The organism is Actinoplanes sp. URMC 104 (genome assembly GCF_051386375.1).
In the GTDB taxonomy this organism is placed as follows: Bacteria; Actinomycetota; Actinomycetes; order Mycobacteriales; family Micromonosporaceae; genus Actinoplanes.
Map to the genome: position 1 here is coordinate 1129171 of NZ_JBPQTO010000002.1, position 16029 is coordinate 1145199.

General features: G+C 72.8%; 15 protein-coding genes. 7 read left to right on the top strand and 8 right to left on the bottom strand.

Features of this window, described 5'->3' with window-relative positions; all coding sequences use genetic code 11:
• The first annotated feature begins 66 nt into the window (after positions 1-66).
• Both ACSNN8_RS06190 and ACSNN8_RS06195 read left to right on the top strand, forming a co-directional pair.
• Positions 67-960, top strand: coding sequence for an ABC transporter ATP-binding protein (locus ACSNN8_RS06190; RefSeq protein ID WP_436647481.1), 894 nt, complete (start codon positions 67-69; stop codon positions 958-960).
• Positions 957-2024 (top strand): ABC transporter permease, encoded by a 1068-nt coding sequence (locus ACSNN8_RS06195; protein ID WP_436647482.1) that lies wholly within the window; start codon positions 957-959, stop codon positions 2022-2024. The genes ACSNN8_RS06190 and ACSNN8_RS06195 overlap by 4 nt, the downstream gene beginning before the upstream one ends.
• On the opposite strand, the gene ACSNN8_RS06200 is transcribed toward ACSNN8_RS06195, so the two are convergent.
• The 3 genes from ACSNN8_RS06200 to ACSNN8_RS06210 are packed head-to-tail and all read right to left on the bottom strand — an operon-like array spanning position 2014 to position 5359.
• Positions 2014-2604 (bottom strand): TetR/AcrR family transcriptional regulator, encoded by a 591-nt coding sequence (locus ACSNN8_RS06200; protein WP_436647483.1) that lies wholly within the window; start codon positions 2602-2604, stop codon positions 2014-2016. The genes ACSNN8_RS06195 and ACSNN8_RS06200 overlap by 11 nt on opposite strands.
• Positions 2601-4742, bottom strand: a complete 2142-nt coding sequence (locus ACSNN8_RS06205) for a YhgE/Pip family protein (RefSeq protein ID WP_436647485.1) — start codon at positions 4740-4742, stop codon at positions 2601-2603. The genes ACSNN8_RS06200 and ACSNN8_RS06205 overlap by 4 nt, the downstream gene beginning before the upstream one ends.
• A complete protein-coding gene (locus tag ACSNN8_RS06210; RefSeq protein WP_436647487.1) occupies positions 4739-5359 on the bottom strand; it encodes an ATP-binding cassette domain-containing protein in 621 nt (206 codons plus the stop codon). The genes ACSNN8_RS06205 and ACSNN8_RS06210 overlap by 4 nt, the downstream gene beginning before the upstream one ends.
• Positions 5360-5472: 113 nt before the next feature.
• Here ACSNN8_RS06210 and ACSNN8_RS06215 point away from each other — a divergent pair, with 113 nt between their 5' ends.
• Entirely contained in the window at positions 5473-6444 is a 972-nt protein-coding gene (locus tag ACSNN8_RS06215) for an LLM class F420-dependent oxidoreductase (RefSeq protein WP_436647489.1), read from the top strand.
• Positions 6445-6505: 61 nt separating this feature from the next.
• Positions 6506-7144 carry a CG0192-related protein gene (locus ACSNN8_RS06220; protein ID WP_436647490.1) on the top strand — a complete coding sequence of 213 codons (639 nt, stop codon included), beginning with the start codon at positions 6506-6508 and terminating at the stop codon, positions 7142-7144.
• A 53-nt stretch (positions 7145-7197) separates the two neighbouring features.
• Here the strand turns inward: ACSNN8_RS06220 and ACSNN8_RS06225 are convergent, their stop codons facing one another.
• Entirely contained in the window at positions 7198-7782 is a 585-nt protein-coding gene (locus tag ACSNN8_RS06225; protein WP_436647492.1) for a PadR family transcriptional regulator, read from the bottom strand.
• Between the two features lie 124 nt (positions 7783-7906).
• On the opposite strand from ACSNN8_RS06225, the gene ACSNN8_RS06230 reads away from it, so the two are divergent.
• Complete coding sequence (locus ACSNN8_RS06230; RefSeq protein WP_436647494.1) at positions 7907-8746, top strand: GNAT family N-acetyltransferase; 840 nt, start codon at positions 7907-7909, stop codon at positions 8744-8746.
• 146 nt (positions 8747-8892) lie between these two features.
• On the opposite strand, the gene ispG is transcribed toward ACSNN8_RS06230, so the two are convergent.
• From ispG to dxr, 3 genes are read right to left on the bottom strand one after another with little or no spacing between them, the layout of a single operon-like run.
• Positions 8893-10065 carry a flavodoxin-dependent (E)-4-hydroxy-3-methylbut-2-enyl-diphosphate synthase gene (gene ispG / locus ACSNN8_RS06235; protein ID WP_436647495.1) on the bottom strand — a complete coding sequence of 391 codons (1173 nt, stop codon included), beginning with the start codon at positions 10063-10065 and terminating at the stop codon, positions 8893-8895.
• Between the two features lie 7 nt (positions 10066-10072).
• The gene (locus ACSNN8_RS06240) at positions 10073-11338 is read right to left on the bottom strand and encodes a M50 family metallopeptidase (protein ID WP_436647497.1); all 1266 of its coding nucleotides are present in this window, start codon (positions 11336-11338) and stop codon (positions 10073-10075) included.
• Positions 11338-12546: a 1-deoxy-D-xylulose-5-phosphate reductoisomerase gene (gene dxr / locus ACSNN8_RS06245; protein WP_436647498.1), complete on the bottom strand. Its 1209-nt coding sequence runs from the start codon at positions 12544-12546 to the stop codon at positions 11338-11340. The genes ACSNN8_RS06240 and dxr overlap by 1 nt, the downstream gene beginning before the upstream one ends.
• Positions 12547-12634: 88 nt before the next feature.
• Between dxr and ACSNN8_RS06250 the strand changes: the two genes are divergently transcribed.
• Together ACSNN8_RS06250 and ACSNN8_RS06255 are read left to right on the top strand one after the other, a co-directional pair.
• On the top strand, positions 12635-13474 hold the full coding sequence (locus ACSNN8_RS06250; RefSeq protein ID WP_436647499.1) for a YhjD/YihY/BrkB family envelope integrity protein: 840 nt from the start codon (positions 12635-12637) through the stop codon (positions 13472-13474).
• Between the two features lie 25 nt (positions 13475-13499).
• Positions 13500-15110: a phytoene desaturase family protein gene (locus tag ACSNN8_RS06255; RefSeq protein WP_436647501.1), complete on the top strand. Its 1611-nt coding sequence runs from the start codon at positions 13500-13502 to the stop codon at positions 15108-15110.
• Here the strand turns inward: ACSNN8_RS06255 and ACSNN8_RS06260 are convergent.
• Positions 15100-16026, bottom strand: coding sequence for a phosphotransferase family protein (locus ACSNN8_RS06260; RefSeq protein WP_436647502.1), 927 nt, complete (start codon positions 16024-16026; stop codon positions 15100-15102). The two genes, ACSNN8_RS06255 and ACSNN8_RS06260, sit on opposite strands and share 11 nt — an antisense overlap.
• Positions 16027-16029: the final 3 nt, after the last annotated feature.

Consider the following 16029-nt stretch of genomic DNA (forward strand, 5'->3'; position numbering starts at 1 on the left):
GGAGGACCCGGCGGATCATGCTCGGGCCGGACGTTTTCCGGCGCCGGATTGCCTAGCGTCGTGGGCATGACCACCGTGCTGAACGTCGATTCCGTCAGCCGCCGCTTCGGCGACCGGGCCGTTCTGAAGGACGTGTCGTTCGCCGTGGGGGGCGGCAAGCTGACCGGCTTCGTCGGCGCGAACGGCGCCGGCAAGACCACCACGATGCGGATCATCCTGGGCGTGCTCGCCGCGGACGCCGGCGAGGTGACCCTGGACGGTCGCCCGCTGAACCGCGAGATGCGGCAGCGGTTCGGGTACATGCCCGAGGAACGCGGCCTGTACCCGAAGATGACCGTGCACGACCAGATCGTCTACCTCGGCCGCCTGCACGGGCTGAGCGGCGCCGACGCCGAGCGGCGCACGTCCGCCCTGCTCGACCGGCTGGGGCTGGGCGAGCGGGCCGGCGAGCAGGTCGAGAAGCTGTCGCTGGGCAACCAGCAGCGCGCTCAGGTCGCCGCCGCGCTCGTGCACGACCCCGAGGTGCTGGTGCTCGACGAGCCGTTCTCGGGCCTCGACCCGCTCGCCGTCGAGGTGATGGTCGACGTGCTGCGCGACCGGGCCGCCGCCGGGGTGCCGGTGCTGTTCTCCAGCCACCAGCTCGACCTGGTCGAACGGCTCTGCGACGACCTGGTGATCATCGCGGACGGCTCGATCCGCGCCGCGGGCGACCGCGCGTCGCTGCGGACCAGGCACGCCGTGCCCCGCTACGAGCTGCTCGTCGACGCCGACGCCGGCTGGCTGCGCGACCAGCCCGGGGTGACCCTGCTCGACCTCGACGGCCCGCGCGCCGTCTTCGACCTGGACGCCGGGTTCGACGACCAGAAGGTGCTGCTCGCCGCGCTGGAGCGTGGCCCGGTGCGGTCGTTCGGCCCCGTCGTCCCGTCCCTGACCGAGATCTTCCGAGAGGTCGTCCGATGACTACGTACGCCGCCGCCAAGGTCGTCGCCGCTCGCGAGATCAGGATGAAGCTGCGCGACAAGACGTTCATCTTCAGCACGGTGTTCTTCCTGCTGTTCTCGATCGCGGTCACCGTGTTGCCGGCCGTGTTCGCCGGCGGGCCGTCCTCGGTGGCGGTCGCCGACCGGGCCACGGCCGCGCGGCTGGAGCAGTCACCGGACCTCGAGGTACGCGTGGTCGCCGACGACGCGGCCGCCGAGAAGCTCGTGCGCGACGGCGACGTGGACGCCGCCGTGGTGTCCGGGCCCGAGGTGATCGCGCTGCAGGACCGGCCCGGCGAGGTGGCCCGGGCGCTGAGCACGGAACCGCCCGTACGGCTGCTGGAACCCGATGCCGTGGACCCGTTCCTGGCGTACATCGTGCCGTTCGCGCTGGCGTTCGTCTTCTTCTTCACGTCGCTGCTGTTCGGCCTGCAGATCGCGCAGAGCGTCACCGAGGAGAAGCAGACCCGGATCGTGGAGATCCTCGTCGCCAGCGTGCCGACCCGCGCGCTGCTGGCCGGCAAGGTGGCCGCGCTCGGCCTGCTGGCGTTCGCGCAGGTGGCTCTGATCGCCGTGGTGACGTTGATCGGCGCGCGGCTGGCCGGGCTGGACCGCGGCGTGCTGCACCTCCTGGAGCCGGCAATCGGCTGGTTCGTCGCGTTCTTCCTGATCGGCTTCGCCATGCTGGCCGCGCTGTGGGCGGGCGTGGGCGCGCTGGCGTCGCGGCCGGAGGAGCTCAACGGCGTTTCGCAGCCCGTGCAGATGGCCGTCATGCTGCCGTTCTTCGCGGTGATCTTCTTCGGCGAGAACGACCTGGTGATGCGGATCCTGTCGTACGTGCCGTTCTCGGCGCCGGTCGCGATGCCGGTGCGGATCTTCAACGGGGACGCCGCGGGCTGGGAGCCGTTCGCCGCGCTGCTCATCATGGCGGTCACGGCCGTCGCGCTGCTCGCCGCGGGCGCCCGCCTCTACGAGGGGTCGCTGCTGCGCTACAACGGCAAGACCTCGTGGGCGACGGCCTGGCGGGCGAGGACTACGGCGTAGTGCCGCCGACCCGGCGCACGATCGCGAGCAGCGACTCCTCGACGTCCTCGATGGGGCGCTCGGGCATGAACACCAGCCAGTCGACGGCCACCACCAGGCCGACGCCGAACAGGGCCGACGAGGCCACGCGCACGTCCAGGTCGGCGGGCAGGTCGCCGGAGTCGACGCCGGCCCGGACGGTCTCCGCGATCACGCCGATCGCCTGCTCGCGCAGCAGCACCAGCGTCTGCTGCCACTCCCGGTTGGTGCGCCACATCTCGCTCAGCAGCAGCTGGGCGAAGGCGCGGTAACGGCGGATGTACTCGAGCTGGCTGCGGACCAGGGCTGCCACCGCCTCGCGCGGGGGCAGCCCGTCCACGGCCGCGCGGAACTCGTCGGTGAGCAGCCCGATGCCGTACCGCAGAAGCTCCTCGAACAGGTCGGTCTTGGATTTGAAGTTGTAGTAGACGGTGCCCTTGGCGACCTGCGCCCGCAGCGCGATGTCGTCCACGGTGGTCGCCGAGAAGCCCTGCTCGGCGATGAGCTCGACGGCCGCCTCGAACAGCCGTTGCCGCGTGCGCGTCCGCCGGTCCGTCGTCATAGCACCAATTCTGGATGCAGGTCGGCCACTGTCATGCGCCGGCTCCGGTGCGCGGCCAGTAGGGTGAGGACAAAGGCCCCCATCCCGTACGCCACCAGGAGCGCGGCACCCGTGAGCACGGTGCCCCACGGGCCGCCGTCGACGGCGTGCCGCACGGCCTGCACCACGTACGTCATCGGCAGGAACGGGTGGATCGCCTGGAAGAACTCTGGCGAGGTCTGCACCGGATAGGTGCCGCCCGACGACGTGAGCTGCAGCATCAGCAGCGCGAGCGCGGCGACGCGGCCGGCGGCGCCCAGGGCCGCGCCGAGCAGCTGCATGATCGCCGCGAACACGGCGGCCGTCAGCGCGAGCAGCCCCCACGTGGCCAGCGGGTGCACCGGGTCGAGCCCGAGCGCGAAGTGCACCACCGAGAACAGCAGCGTGGCCTGCACGAACCCGACGGCGACCGCGGGCAGCAGCCCGGCCGCAGCGACCCGCCACGTGGGCGCCTCCGAGACCAGATAGCGGCGGTTGAGCGGGCGCAGCACCATGTACGTGATCATCGCGCCCACCCAGAGGGCCAGGGCGAGGAAGTACGGGGCGAACCCCACGCCGTACGTGCCTGCCGGGTGCCGCACGGTGCGGTCCAGCGACACCGGATCGCCGAGCACGTCGGCGCGGTGGCTGGGGTCGTCGCCGTACCCGGGGATCTGCTCGGCGCCGTCGGCCAGCCCCGAGGCGAGCTGCTCCGCGCCGCCCTGCAGCCGGTCCAGCCCGTCCGCGAGCTGGTGACCGCCGTCCGCCAGGGTGCCGAGGCCGCCGGAAAGCTCGCGGGCGCCGGAGGACAGCCGGTAGAGGCCGCCCGCCAGGTCGAGCGCGCCCTGCCGGGCCTGCGCGGTGCCGTCGCCGAGCCGGTCCGCGCCGGTCGCGAGCCGGTCGAGGCCCGCGGCGAGCTGGTCGACCTGGGTGCGGGCGCGCCGCACGTCGTCCGCGAGGTGCGGGGCCGCGGCGGCGATGCGGCGAGCCGTGGCCGCGACCTGGCGCAGCTCGGTGCGCAGCGTCGCGAGGTCGGCGCCGGCGATCCGGGACTGCACCTGACGGGCGGCGCCGACCAGCCGGCCCGCGAGCTCGCGCGCCTGCCCGATGCCCTCGGTGTCGTCCGGCAACCCGTCCAGATAGTCCTGCAGCTGCTCGGCGTTGCGCAGCGCCCGGTCGGCGGCGTCGTCGATCGCGCCGATGTTGGCCGCCAGCGTGTCCGCCCCGCGCGCCACCAGCGTCGCGGCGTCCGCGATCCGCTCGGCATTGTCGCGCAGCAGCGGCTCCGCCTCGTCCGCGGCCGCGTCGACCGCGCCCGCCAGCCGGCGTCCCCCGTCCGCCGCCTGCCGCGTGCCGGTCGCCAGCTGCTGGGCGCCGGCGTCGAGCTGCGCCAGCCCGTCCGCGAGATCCTCCGCACCGCCGGCCGCCGTGCCGAGGCCGCTGCGCAGTCGTCCGGCGCCCGACTTCGCGTCGTCCAGGCCGCCCGCGAGCCGGTCCGCGCCCGACCTGGCGTCGCCTGCGCCGTTCTCGAGCTTGGCGGCCCCGTCCGCGGCCTTCTCGGTCTGCTGCTTGAGGTCGGTGAACCCGATCAGCATCTTGTCGAAGTAGTCCGCCGAGGCACTGGCCGCCGCCGCGGACCGCACCTCGTCGAACGCCGTCCGGGCGAAGACCCCCGTGAGGTAGTTGGTGGCGTCGTCGCTGACCGCCGTGAGCCGGGCCGCCTGCGGCTGCTCACTCGCGTCCGGCCCGCTGGTCAGGTCGGTCGAGAAGTCGGCCGGGATCCGCAGCAGCAACTGGTAGCTGCCGTCCGCGAGCCCCTTCTCCGCCCCCGCCTCGTCGGTGACGTGCCAGTCGAAGACCTGCCGGTCGATCAGCTCGTCCGCGATGTCCCTGCCCGCGTGCACCTGGGTGCCGTCGCTCGCGGTGGCCGTCCGGTCCTCGACCACGAGCGCCGCAGGGATGTGGTTGAGCCGGCCGTAGGGGTCCCAGAACGCGTAGAGGTAGAGCGCCCCGTACAGCAGCGGAATCACCGCCAGGGTCGCCAGCGCCGCCCGCGTGAGGTGCCCGCGCAGAAACCGCCGCAGCTCCATCCCCGCCAGCGCCGGTGTGGACAGCCTCATCGTCCCGCCTCTTCCCGCTCCCCTGCCGCGAGCCCACCCTCGGTGCTCAGGCGGATCACGGTCGTGAAGCGGGACGGGTCGACCTCGCGGGCGGTCACGAGCACCGCCCTGCCGCGGGCCGCGATCTCGGTGAGCAACGCCCACAGGGACTCCTGCTCCCGCGGGTCGAGGCCGTCGTCGAAACCGTCGAGCGCGATCGCGGCCGGCTCGGCGAGCTCGGCCAGCACGACGCCGAGGACCTGTCTCTCGTACGGGGAGAGGTCCTGACCCTGCTTCCGCGGATCGAGACCGTGCAACGGGACCGGGGCGTGGCGCCGCCCGAGCAGGGCGAGCCGTTCGCGCACATGCTCGGCGACCGTGAACACCGGTTCGGGGGCGGAGACGTCGGGGACGTGGCCCAGCGACACCCGTCCGCGCACGTCGACCCGCCCGGCCGTCAGCCGGAACCGGCGTGCCAGCGCGAGCAGCGTCGTCGTCCGGCCGCTGCCGGGCGGTCCCACGACCGCGACGAGATCGCCGGCCTCGACCGTGACATCGAGTTCACGGAACAGCCACGGGTCGCCGCGACGGCGGCCGCGCCTGCGGACGCCTGCCCCGCGGGCCCCGAGTACCGTCATGACCGCCTCCTGCGATTGAACTGACCGGTCAGTTCAAAAATGTACTCCGGGAGTTGATCGAAGCGCGGCGATGGTGGTGGACCTCACTGCCGCGCCAGGGCAGGATCATGGGCATGTCGACGCGATGGGGCATGACGGTTCCGCTGGGCGGCATTCCGCTCTCCGAGCACGCCACGGTCTTCCGGGCGCTGGCCGACGCCGGTTTCACCGACCTGTGGACCTCGGAGGTGGCCGGCTCCGACGCGTTCACGCCGCTGACGCTCGCCGCCGCATGGAACCCTTCGTTCCGCCTGGGCACGGCGATCGCGCCCGTCTTCACCCGCGGCCCGGGGCTGCTCGCGATGACCGCGGCCGCGCTGGCCGAGGCGGCTCCCGGGCGGTTCCAGCTGGGCATCGGCGCGTCGTCGCCGGTGGTGGTCGGCGACTGGAACGGCGTGGAGTTCACCGAGCCGTTCCAGCGCAGCCGCGACATGCTGCGCTTCCTGCGGGCGGCGCTGGCCGGCGAGCTCGTCGACGACGAGTTCGACACCTTCGCCGTACGGCGGTTCCGGCTCGAGCGGCCGCCGGCGACCCCGCCGCAGATCCTGCTCGCCGCGCTGCGCCCGGGCATGCTGCGTCTTGCCGCCGCCGAGGCCGACGGCGTGATCCTCAACTGGCTCTCCGCCGCGGACGTGCCGGCCGCACTCGCCGAGGTCAAGCGGGACTTCGAGGTGGCCGCGCGGATCTTCGTGTGCCCGACCGAGGACGCGGAGCAGGCCCGGCGCGTGGGCCGGCGCACGATCGCCGCGTACCTGACGGTGCCCGCCTACGCCGAGTTCCACCGCTGGCTGGGCCGCGGCGACGCTCTGAACCCGCTGTGGCAGGCCTGGTCGTCCGGCGATCGCAAGGGCGCGCTGGCCGCCATCCCGGACGAGGTGGTCGACGACCTGATCGTGCACGGCTCCCCCGAGCAGTGCCGTGCCAAGGTGCAGGCCTATGTGGACGCGGGGGTGACCGTGCCCGCCATGGCGCTGCTCCCCACGCCGACCCTGACCTCCGGCGACGTCCCCGCAATCCTCGACCTGCTCACCGCGCTGGGCCGTTGACGTCAGGTTCCGGCCGTTCACCCGCCTCCGCCGCGGGCGTCGAGAAACTACGATGCGGCGCATGGCATTGATCCACAAGGCGACGTTGAGTCCCACCAAGGTTGTACTGCTGTCGGCGTGGCTCCCGAGCCGCTCGTGGTATCAAGGCGCGTCCGGCGCCGCGGTCGAGCGGGTCGCGTCCTACCGCTTCGACGACCCCGAGGGCGAGGTCGGCATCGAGACGCTGCTCGTCACCGCCGGCGACGGCGCCACTTATCAGATCCCGCTCACCTACCGCGGCGCGCCGCTCGAGGGCGCCGACGAGTGGCTGGTCGGCACCACGCAGCACTCGACGCTGGGCGCGCGCTGGGTCTACGACGGCACCGGCGACGTCGTGTACGCCGAGGCGCTGGCGCAGGCCCTGCTCACCGGCAGCGGCCAGGCGCAGGAGTTCGTCGAGGAGGACGGCCACCTCGTGCCCCGCCCGCCGAGCATGACGGTCACCACCAGCCTCATCTCCAGCGACTTCGCCGAGGCGCGGGCCGTCACCGCGATCACCGCGGTGGACACCGCCGACCCCACGGTCGTCGAGACCGACAAGCTGACCCTGGTCGTGCCGCGCCGGCTGAGCCAGGCCGTGTCGCACCCGGGGGCCGTGCTCTTCGGCACCTGGGAGGGCCAGCCCGCGTCCGTGCCGCTGGCCTTCGCCCACCCCCGCTGACCTCACAAAAAGGCGCACTCCCCGGGTGGGGGTGCGCCTTTTCCGCGTCCTGCTCACTCACCGTCGGCGAGGATGGCGTACAGCTTGCGCCTGGTCTCGTTCAGGATCTCGAGGGCCCGCTGGCGCTGCTCGGGCGTGCCGTTGAAGCCGACCTGCTTGAGCGCGCCCATGATGCCCACCGCCGCGTCGCGGAAGTCCTGCACCTGCGACATGGTGTCGTCGCCGATCGAGGCCCACGGCGGGTTCTGCGCGGCCGTCTCGGCCTCGGGCCGGCCGTCGGCGGTCAAGCGGTAGCTCTTGCGACCTTCGGAGGCCTCGGGCTCGATGAGGCCCTCGTCCTCGAGCAGCTGCAGCGTCGGGTAGATCGAGCCGGGGCTGGGCCGCCAGATGCCGTTCGTCCGGGAGTCGAGCTCCTGGATCATCTCGTAGCCGTGCATCGGCCGCTCGAGCAGCAGCGCCAGGACGGCGGTGCGCACGTTGGGCCGGGAGCCGCGGCCACCGCGACGGCCGCCTCGATGACCGGGGCCGCCGAACGGGCCGCCGGGACCGAAGTCGCCGGGGCCGCCGAACGGGAACCCGGGCGGGAAGGTGAAGCCGCGGCCACGGAAGCCGTGCGGGCCGTGATGAACGTTCCTCATGACTATCTCCGATCTGTTGTCGATAGTTAGACGATATATCGGCAACGCATCGGGTGCAAGGGTTTTCGGGTAGGACCGGGCCGCGATGGGTGTGGAGGGCCCCGGATCTGGCAATGTGATAGGTGTGCTGACGGTGCCGATTCGCCAGCTCGGGGAGTCCGAGCGCGCGCAGGTCGAGAAGATCCTCGACCGCGACCCCTACGCCGGCGCCCAGATCGCCGAGCGGGTGACCCTGCACGGCCTGAACTGGTGGCGCTCGGACGGACGAATCTTCGGGTACGGTCCCGGCCGTCGCGTCGAGTCGCTGATCTGGTCGGGCGCCCACCTCGTGCCGGTGTGCTCGACGCCCGCGGCCACCGCCGCGTTCGCCGAGATGCTCGGCGCGGAGCCGCGCATCTGCTCGTCGATCATCGGCCGGTCCGACGCGGTGCTCGACCTGTGGGACAGGCTGGGCGGCCACTGGGGACGGGCCCGCGACGTGCGGCCCAACCAGCCGCTGATGGTCGCCGACCGGGACCCGTCGATCGCCGCCGACCCCGAGGTGCGGCTGGTGCGGCCGGGCGAGGTCGACGCGCTGTTCCCGGCCGCGGTCGCGATGTACACCGAGGAGGTCGGGGTCTCGCCGCTGCTCGACGACGGCGGGCGCGGCTACCGGCGGCGGATCGCGGAGCTGGTCAAGGGCAAGCGGGCGTACGCGCGCTTCGTCGGCGACCGGGTGATCTTCAAGGCCGAGCTGGCGATCGTGACGCACCGCACGGCGCAGGTGCAGGGCGTGTGGGTCGACCCCGAGTTCCGGGGACGCGGCCTGGCCGCCCCCGCGATGGCCGCCGTGGTGCGCGACGCCCTGCGACGCGTGTCACCCACCGTGAGCCTCTATGTGAACGACTACAACACGTCAGCACGGCGCGTGTACGCCCGGTGCGGCTTCGTGTCGGCCGGCTCGTTCGCGACGGTGCTCTTCTAGACGTACGAAGCGCCGCCACGGCCCGCGCACGGGCTCATCCCGACCGCCGCAGCCTGCGCACGGGGCCTGCCCCGGCCGCCGCGGTCTGGGGACGGACCAGCCCCGCCGAAGGCTCGACGGGGCCGGTCAGCACATCGGGCGTGTGGTCAGTGGACGGTGACCTGGGGGCCGGGGAGCAGCTCGCGGAGCTCGTCGGGCAGGTCGGCGCCCATCTGGTCGGCCAGCCGCAGCGCCTCCTCGACCAGGGTCTCAACGATGATCGACTCGGGGACCGTCTTGATGACCTGGCCCTTGACGAAGATCTGACCCTTGCCGTTGCCGGACGCGACGCCGAGGTCGGCCTCGCGCGCCTCGCCGGGGCCGTTGACGACGCAGCCCATGACGGCCACGCGCAGCGGCACCGGGAAGCCGTCGAGCGCCGCGGTGACCTGCTCGGCCAGCGTGTAGACGTCGACCTGGGCCCGGCCGCACGATGGGCAGGAGACGATCTCGAGACCGCGTTCACGCAGGCCCAGCGACTCGAGGATCGCGGTGCCGACCTTGATCTCCTCGACCGGCGGGGCGGACAGCGACACCCGGATCGTGTCGCCGATGCCCTCGGCGAGCAGCGCGCCGAAGGCGACCGAGCTCTTGATCGTGCCCTGGAACGCGGGGCCGGCCTCGGTGACGCCCAGGTGCAGCGGGTAGTCGCACTGCTCGGCCAGCTGGCGGTACGCCCGGATCATGACGACCGGGTCGTTGTGCTTCACCGAGATCTTGATGTCGCGGAAGCCGTGCTCCTCGAACAGCGAGCACTCCCACAGCGCCGACTCGACCAGCGCCTCGGCGGTGGCCTTGCCGTACTTCTGCAGCAGCCGCTTGTCGAGCGAGCCCGCGTTCACGCCGATGCGGATCGGCACGCCCGCGTCGGAGGCCGCCTTCGCGATCTCCTTGACCTTGTCGTCGAACTGGCGGATGTTGCCGGGGTTGACCCGCACGGCCGCGCAGCCGGCGTCGATCGCGGCGAACACGTACTTCGGCTGGAAGTGGATGTCGGCGATCACCGGCAGCTGCGACTTCTTGGCGATCGCGGGCAGCGCCTCGACGTCGTCCTGCGAGGGCACGGCGACCCGGACGATCTGGCAGCCCGCGGCCGTGAGCTCGGCGATCTGCTGCAGCGTGCTGTTGACGTCGGCGGTGAGCGTGGTGGTCATCGACTGGACGCTGACCGGCGCTCCGCCGCCGACCGGCACGTTGCCCACCATGATCTGCCGGCTGTGCCGGCGGGGCGCCAGCGGCGGCGGGGGCACGGCCGGCATACCGAGACTGACAGCGGTCACTTTCGCCTCACCTGTTGAAGATCGTGATCGGGTTGACGAGGTCGGCGGTGACGGTCAGCAGGGTGAACGCACCACCGATCAGGATGACTGCGTAGGTGACAGGCATCAGCTTGTAGTAGTCGACGCGACCCGGGTCGGGCTTACGGAACCGAGCGTAGAGCCACGAGCGCACCCGCTCGTACCAGGCGATCGCGATGTGACCGCCGTCCAACGGCAGCAACGGCAGCAGGTTGAAGATGCCGATGAACACGTTCAGCGAGATGAAGACGTTGAGGAACAACTCGGGCACGCCGTGCTCGAGGGCCTCGCCGCCGAGCCGGCTCGCGCCGACCACGCTGATCGGGGTCTCGGGGTCGCGCTCCGCGCCGGTGATCGAGTGCCACAGCGCCGGGATCTTGTCGGGGATCTTCTTGAGCGACGCGAACGTGTTCTTGACGATGAACCAGCCGTAGTCGGCGGTCGCGCCGAACGCCTCGACCGGGCTCGACTTGATCATGGTCGGCACGCTGCGCTCGTCCCAGCCGACGCCGGCCACCGACACCGTGGTGGTCGCGCCCGCCGAGTCGGTGACCGGGGCACGCTGGGCGGCGATGAGGTCGACCTGAGCCGTGGCCGTGGTGCCGTTGCGCTCGTACGTGAACGGCGTCCGTCCGGCGGGAAGCGAGCGGATCACCTGGGTGAGCTGGCCGTACGACGTGATCGGCGTGCTGCCGACCTGGGTGATCAGGTCACCGTCGCGCAGGCCGGCCGCGTACGCCGGGCCGGCGACCGCGCCGTTCTGACCGGGGGTGCAGGTCTGCTGCGTGGCCGGCAGGGTGATCCAGGTGCACTCGGTGATCGAGATGACCGGTTTCTGCGCCAGCGTGTCGGCGTCGGTCTGCGGATAGGCCGTGTTGGGCAGGCCGATCGAGATCGCGGCGAACCAGGCGGCCACGGCGGCGAGCAGGAAGTGCGTGATCGAGCCGGCCGACATCACGATCGTGCGCTTCCACACCGGGAACCGCCACATCGCGCGGGGCTGGTCCTCGGGGGCGACGTCGTCGTCCTGCGGCGTCATGCCCACGATCTTGCAGAAGCCGCCGAGCGGGATGCCCTTGAGCCCGTACTCGGTCTCGCCCCGCTGGAACGAGAACAGCGTGGGGCCGAAGCCGACGAAGTAGCGCGAGACCTTCATGCCGAAGGCCTTGGCCGTGAGCATGTGGCCGAACTCGTGCAGGCTCACAGAGATCAGGATGGCCAGCGCGAACGCGGCCACTCCCACCCAGTACAGCATCAAGCTCCTTCTGCCGCGATAGCGATCATCTGCTGCGCCTGGTCGCGCGCCCAGGACTCGGCCGCGAGCACCTCTTCGACGGTACTCGGCTCGGCAAAGTCCGGTGCCGCCGCGAGCACCCGTTCCAACGTGTCGACGATGCCCAGAAAAGGTAGCCGACCGGCGACGAACGCGGCCACACACTCCTCGTTCGCGGCGTTGTAGATCGCCGGGCGGCAGCGGCCCTCCCGGCCCGCGTGCTTGGCCAGCCGTACGGCCGGGAACGCCTCGTCGTCGAGCGGGCGCAGCTCCCAGTTGTGCGCCTCGCGCCAGTCGACGCCGGCGGCCGCGCCGGGCACCCGCTCGGGCCAGGCCAGCGCCAGCGCGATCGGCAGCCGCATGTCGGGCGGGCTGGCCTGGGCGAGCGTCGAGCCGTCGGCGAACTCGACCATCGAGTGCAGCACCGACTGCGGGTGCACCATCACCTCGATGTCGTCGTAGGGCACGCCGAACAGCTCGTGCGCCTCGATCACCTCGAGCCCCTTGTTGACCATCGTGGCGGTGTTGATCGTCACGACCGGGCCCATGTCCCACGTCGGGTGCTTGAGCGCGTCGTCCGGTGTGACGTTCGTCAGCTCCTCGCGCCGGCGACCCCGGAACGCTCCCCCGCTGGCGGTCAGCACGAGCCGGCGCACCTCGGCCGCCGCGCCGCCGCGCAGGCACTGGGCCAGCGCGGAGTGCTCGGAGTCGACCGGCACGAGCTGGCCCTCCTTGGCGATGCGGCGCACCAGCGGGCCGCCGGCGACCAGCGACTCCTTGTTCGCCAGAGCCAGCACGCGGCCCGACTCGAGGGCGGCGAGGGTGGGGGCCAGCCCGAGGCTGCCGACGACGCCGTTGAGCACCACGTCGCACGGCTGCCGGGCGAGCTCGGTCATCGCGTCGGGGCCGGCCACGATCCTGGGCAGCCTGAAGTCGCCGGTCGCCCACCCGCGGCGCTGCGCCTCGGCGTAGAAGGCGAGTTGCAGGTCCTGCACCACCGAGGCGCGGGCCACCCCGACCACCTCGACGGCGAGCTCGAGCGCCTGCGAGGCGAGCAGCGCGACGTTGCCGCCGCCGGCGCCGAGCCCCACGACCCGGAACCTGTCCGGGTTGCGGCGCACGATGTCGATGGCCTGGGTGCCGATGGACCCGGTCGAGCCGAGCAGTACGAGATCGCGCATGCCGCCCATCCTCCCGGAAGCCCGGCGAAAGCGTACCGCCGCATGCCCTCGGCGTTCGCCGGCTGTGGACAACGGGTCGAGCTGTGGACAACTGGGTATGGGGATCGCCGTGGTGAGCTGGGTGCGGCGGGTGCGCCGGATGGTGGCCGTGCCCTTCCGTCCCCTGCGCGGGCGGGATCTGGCACTGCACGCGGCCGCGGTCACGTTCTACGGCGGCATCGCGGTCGTGCCGATCGCGCTGCTCGCCGTCTGGATCACCGGGCTGATCGCCGGGGCGGACCGCGTGCGGCGGCTCACCGGCCGCACCATCGAGGCGCTCCCCGACCAGATCGGCGCCCCGCACGCCCTGGCCGCGCTGATCGAGGCCGGCCTGCACCTGACGCCGCTGTTCGCGCTGGCCAGCCTGCTGCCCGCGACCCTCTACGGCGAGGGCCTGCGCCGGGCGTTCGTGTCGCTGCGGGACCCCGGCGGCGAGCCGCTGGTCGGCTGGCGCGGCCGGCTGCTGTGGCTGCCGCTGCTCGCGGCGGCCCCGGCGCTGACGCTGGCGTTGTTCCTCGCGCTGCCCTCGACCGCCGACCTGTGGGAACGCGGCGGCTGGTACTCGGTGCTCGGGGTGGTGCTGTCGTTCCTGGCCGCCTGGCTGGTGCTCACCCCGGTGCTGATCTGGGTCTACCGGTACGTGGCCCCGGGCCGCCCGCGCTGGCTGTCGACGGTCCTGGTCGGGTCGTTCACCGCCGCGAACCTCTCCGGGTTCCTGCACGGCTTCGTGCTGTTCTGCTCGTTCCCGCTCGACCTGGGCGCGCCGTTCGGCGGGTTCGACGAGATCGGCGGCATGGTCGCCGTCGGCCTCTGGCTCTACCTGTTCCACGTCATCGTGCTCGCCGGCTACGCGGCCACCCGCTCGGCCAGCGCCTACCAGATCCGGCGTGGATCCTGAGCCGCTCGCGCTACGCTCAGGCGTCATGACCACTCTCTCCGCCGCCGGGCTCCCCGCCCGGTCCGACGTAGTGATCATCGGCGCCGGTCACAACGGCCTCGTCTCCGCGATCCTGCTCGCCCGCGCCGGGCTCAGCGTCGTCGTGCTCGAGGCGTCCGGCGTCATCGGCGGCGCCGCGCGCACCGAGCACCCGTTCGCCGCGGTGCCCGGGCTGGGCCACTCCACCGGCTCCTACCTGCTGGGCCTCATGCCCCCGGAGCTGCTGCGCACGCTCGACGTGGACATCCCCGTGCTACGCCGCGACCCGCACTACTTCCTGCCGACGCCCGGCCCGGCCGGCTCGCCCCACCTGCTGTTCGGCCGCGACCACGCCGCCACCCGCGCGCAGCTGGAGCGCTTCTTCTCCCGGCGCGACGTCATCGCCGACGAGCAGCTCGCGGCCGAGATCGGCGCGCTGCGGGCCGACCTGGCCCCCGCCTGGCTCGCCGAGCCCGGCAGCGTGGAGCAGATCGCCGACCGCTACATCCGGCCGCAGCTGCAGAGCACGTTCATCGACCTCGTGCGCGGGTCCGTGGCCGACTACCTGGCCCGGTTCGGCTTCAAGAGCGAACTGCTGATGAGCATGTACGCGGTGACCGACGGCCTGTCCGGGCTGAACGCCGGCCCCGACGACCCCGGCACCGGGCACAACTTCCTCGTGCACAACATGTGCCGGCTGCCCGGCGCGGACGGCACCTGGATGATCGCCGAGGGCGGCATGGGCACGGTCACCCGCGTCTTCGCCGAGGCCGCACGGGCCGCGGGCGCCCGGATCGTGACCGACGCACCCGTGCAGGCGGTCACCGTCGACGGCGGCGCCGCGAGCGGCGTGGTCCTGGCCGACGGCCGCACCGTCGGGGCCCGGGCCGTGCTGGGCTCCTGCGACCCGTACCGCCTGATGGACCTGGTGCCCCCGGGCGCGCTGCCGGCCTCGCTCACCGAGCGCATGGCGGCCGTACGGCGTCCCGGCACCACGCTCAAGCTCAACCTGGCCCTGCGGGGGCTGCCCCGGTTCTCCTGCCTGCCGCCGGGCTCGCCCTCGCCGTTCGGCGCCACGATCCACCTGCTGCCCGGCTCGGCCGCGCTCGCGGGCCACGCCGAGTCCGACTCCCCCATGGCCGCGCTGCGCGCCATGTGGGCCGACGTGCAGGCCGGGCGGCTGCCCGAGGAGCCCACCATCGAGTGGTACCTGCACACCACGGTCGACCCCTCGCTGCAGGACGCCGAGGGGCACCACTCCTCCGCGCTGTTCGTGCAGTCGGTGCCCTACACCCCCGCGGGCTCCACCTGGGAGGACGAGCTTCCCGCGTACGTCGACCGGCTGCTGGACATCTGCGAGCGCTACGCCCCCGGCACCCGGGCGCTGGTCGCCGACACGATGCCGCTGACCCCACCCGGCATCGAGCAGCACTTCGGCATCACCGGCGGGCACATCCACCACGTCGACAACACGGTCGCCTTCGACGAGCGCATGCCTTACTTCACCGGGCTCGACGGGCTCTACGCGGGCTCCGCCGGCGCCCACCCCGCGGGCAGCGTCATCGGCGCGGCCGGCCACAACGCCGCGCGACGCATCCTGCGCGACCTCAGCGTCTGAGCGCGTCGAGCCGGGCGGCCAGGTCGTCGACCCAGTCGGACGGGGTGCGGTTGTCGGGGAGGGGGACGCCGGCCTCGGTGCGCCACAGGACATCGTCCAGGACGGTCCGCAGGTGCCAGGCGAGGATGCGGCCCACGTCGAGGCGGGTGCGGGTCAGCTGTTCGTAGCGGGCCACGACCGCCGGGAACAGCTCGGCGCCGCAGTCGGCGGGCAGGCAGCGGAAGTCGAACTCGGGCTCGCCGGGACCCGCCGTCTCCAGGTCGACGAGCAGGCGCAGCCGCAGCGTCGAGGGGTCCCAGAGGTGGTTGTCGCCGTGCAGGTCGCCGTGCACCAGGACGGTCCGGGCGGGAGCTGCGAGCGCGCGGTCCGCCCACTCGCACCACGACAGCACGTGATCGCGCTGGTCGGGGCGAACGTGCGGACCGAGCCGGGCGCGCAGCGTGCCGGTTGTCGCGGGTAGCGCAGAGGCGACCGGGTCGGGAACCGCGTCCAGCAGGGCGGGGTCGTGGAGGGCGGCGAGGACGGACGCCAGATCGTGCGCCACCGCGGGGTGGTCGGCGGGCGTGATCAGGGGGCGGACGGCGAAGAAGGGCTCCGCGGGCTCGTAGCGGGTCAGCAGCAGGGCGGGTGTGCGGGAGAACCCCACCACCTCGGGCAGGGGCAGCTGCGGGGCGGCCGTGCGCAAGGCGGTCAGGGTCCGGGCCTGCGCGCAGACGCGTAGCGCCGCGGGGTGGGACCAGGCGAACTTCACCACGACGCGGTCGTCGACGACGGCGGTCGCGGCGCACCACTGCGGGTCGGTCTCGGGGATGAGCCGGCGAACGCGGACGGGACGGTCGGCGAGGTCGGGAGCGACCGTGCGCAGCGCGGCCCGCAGCGCCTCCACGGTCGGCGCGGGCAGCCAGGTCGGGTTCATGCC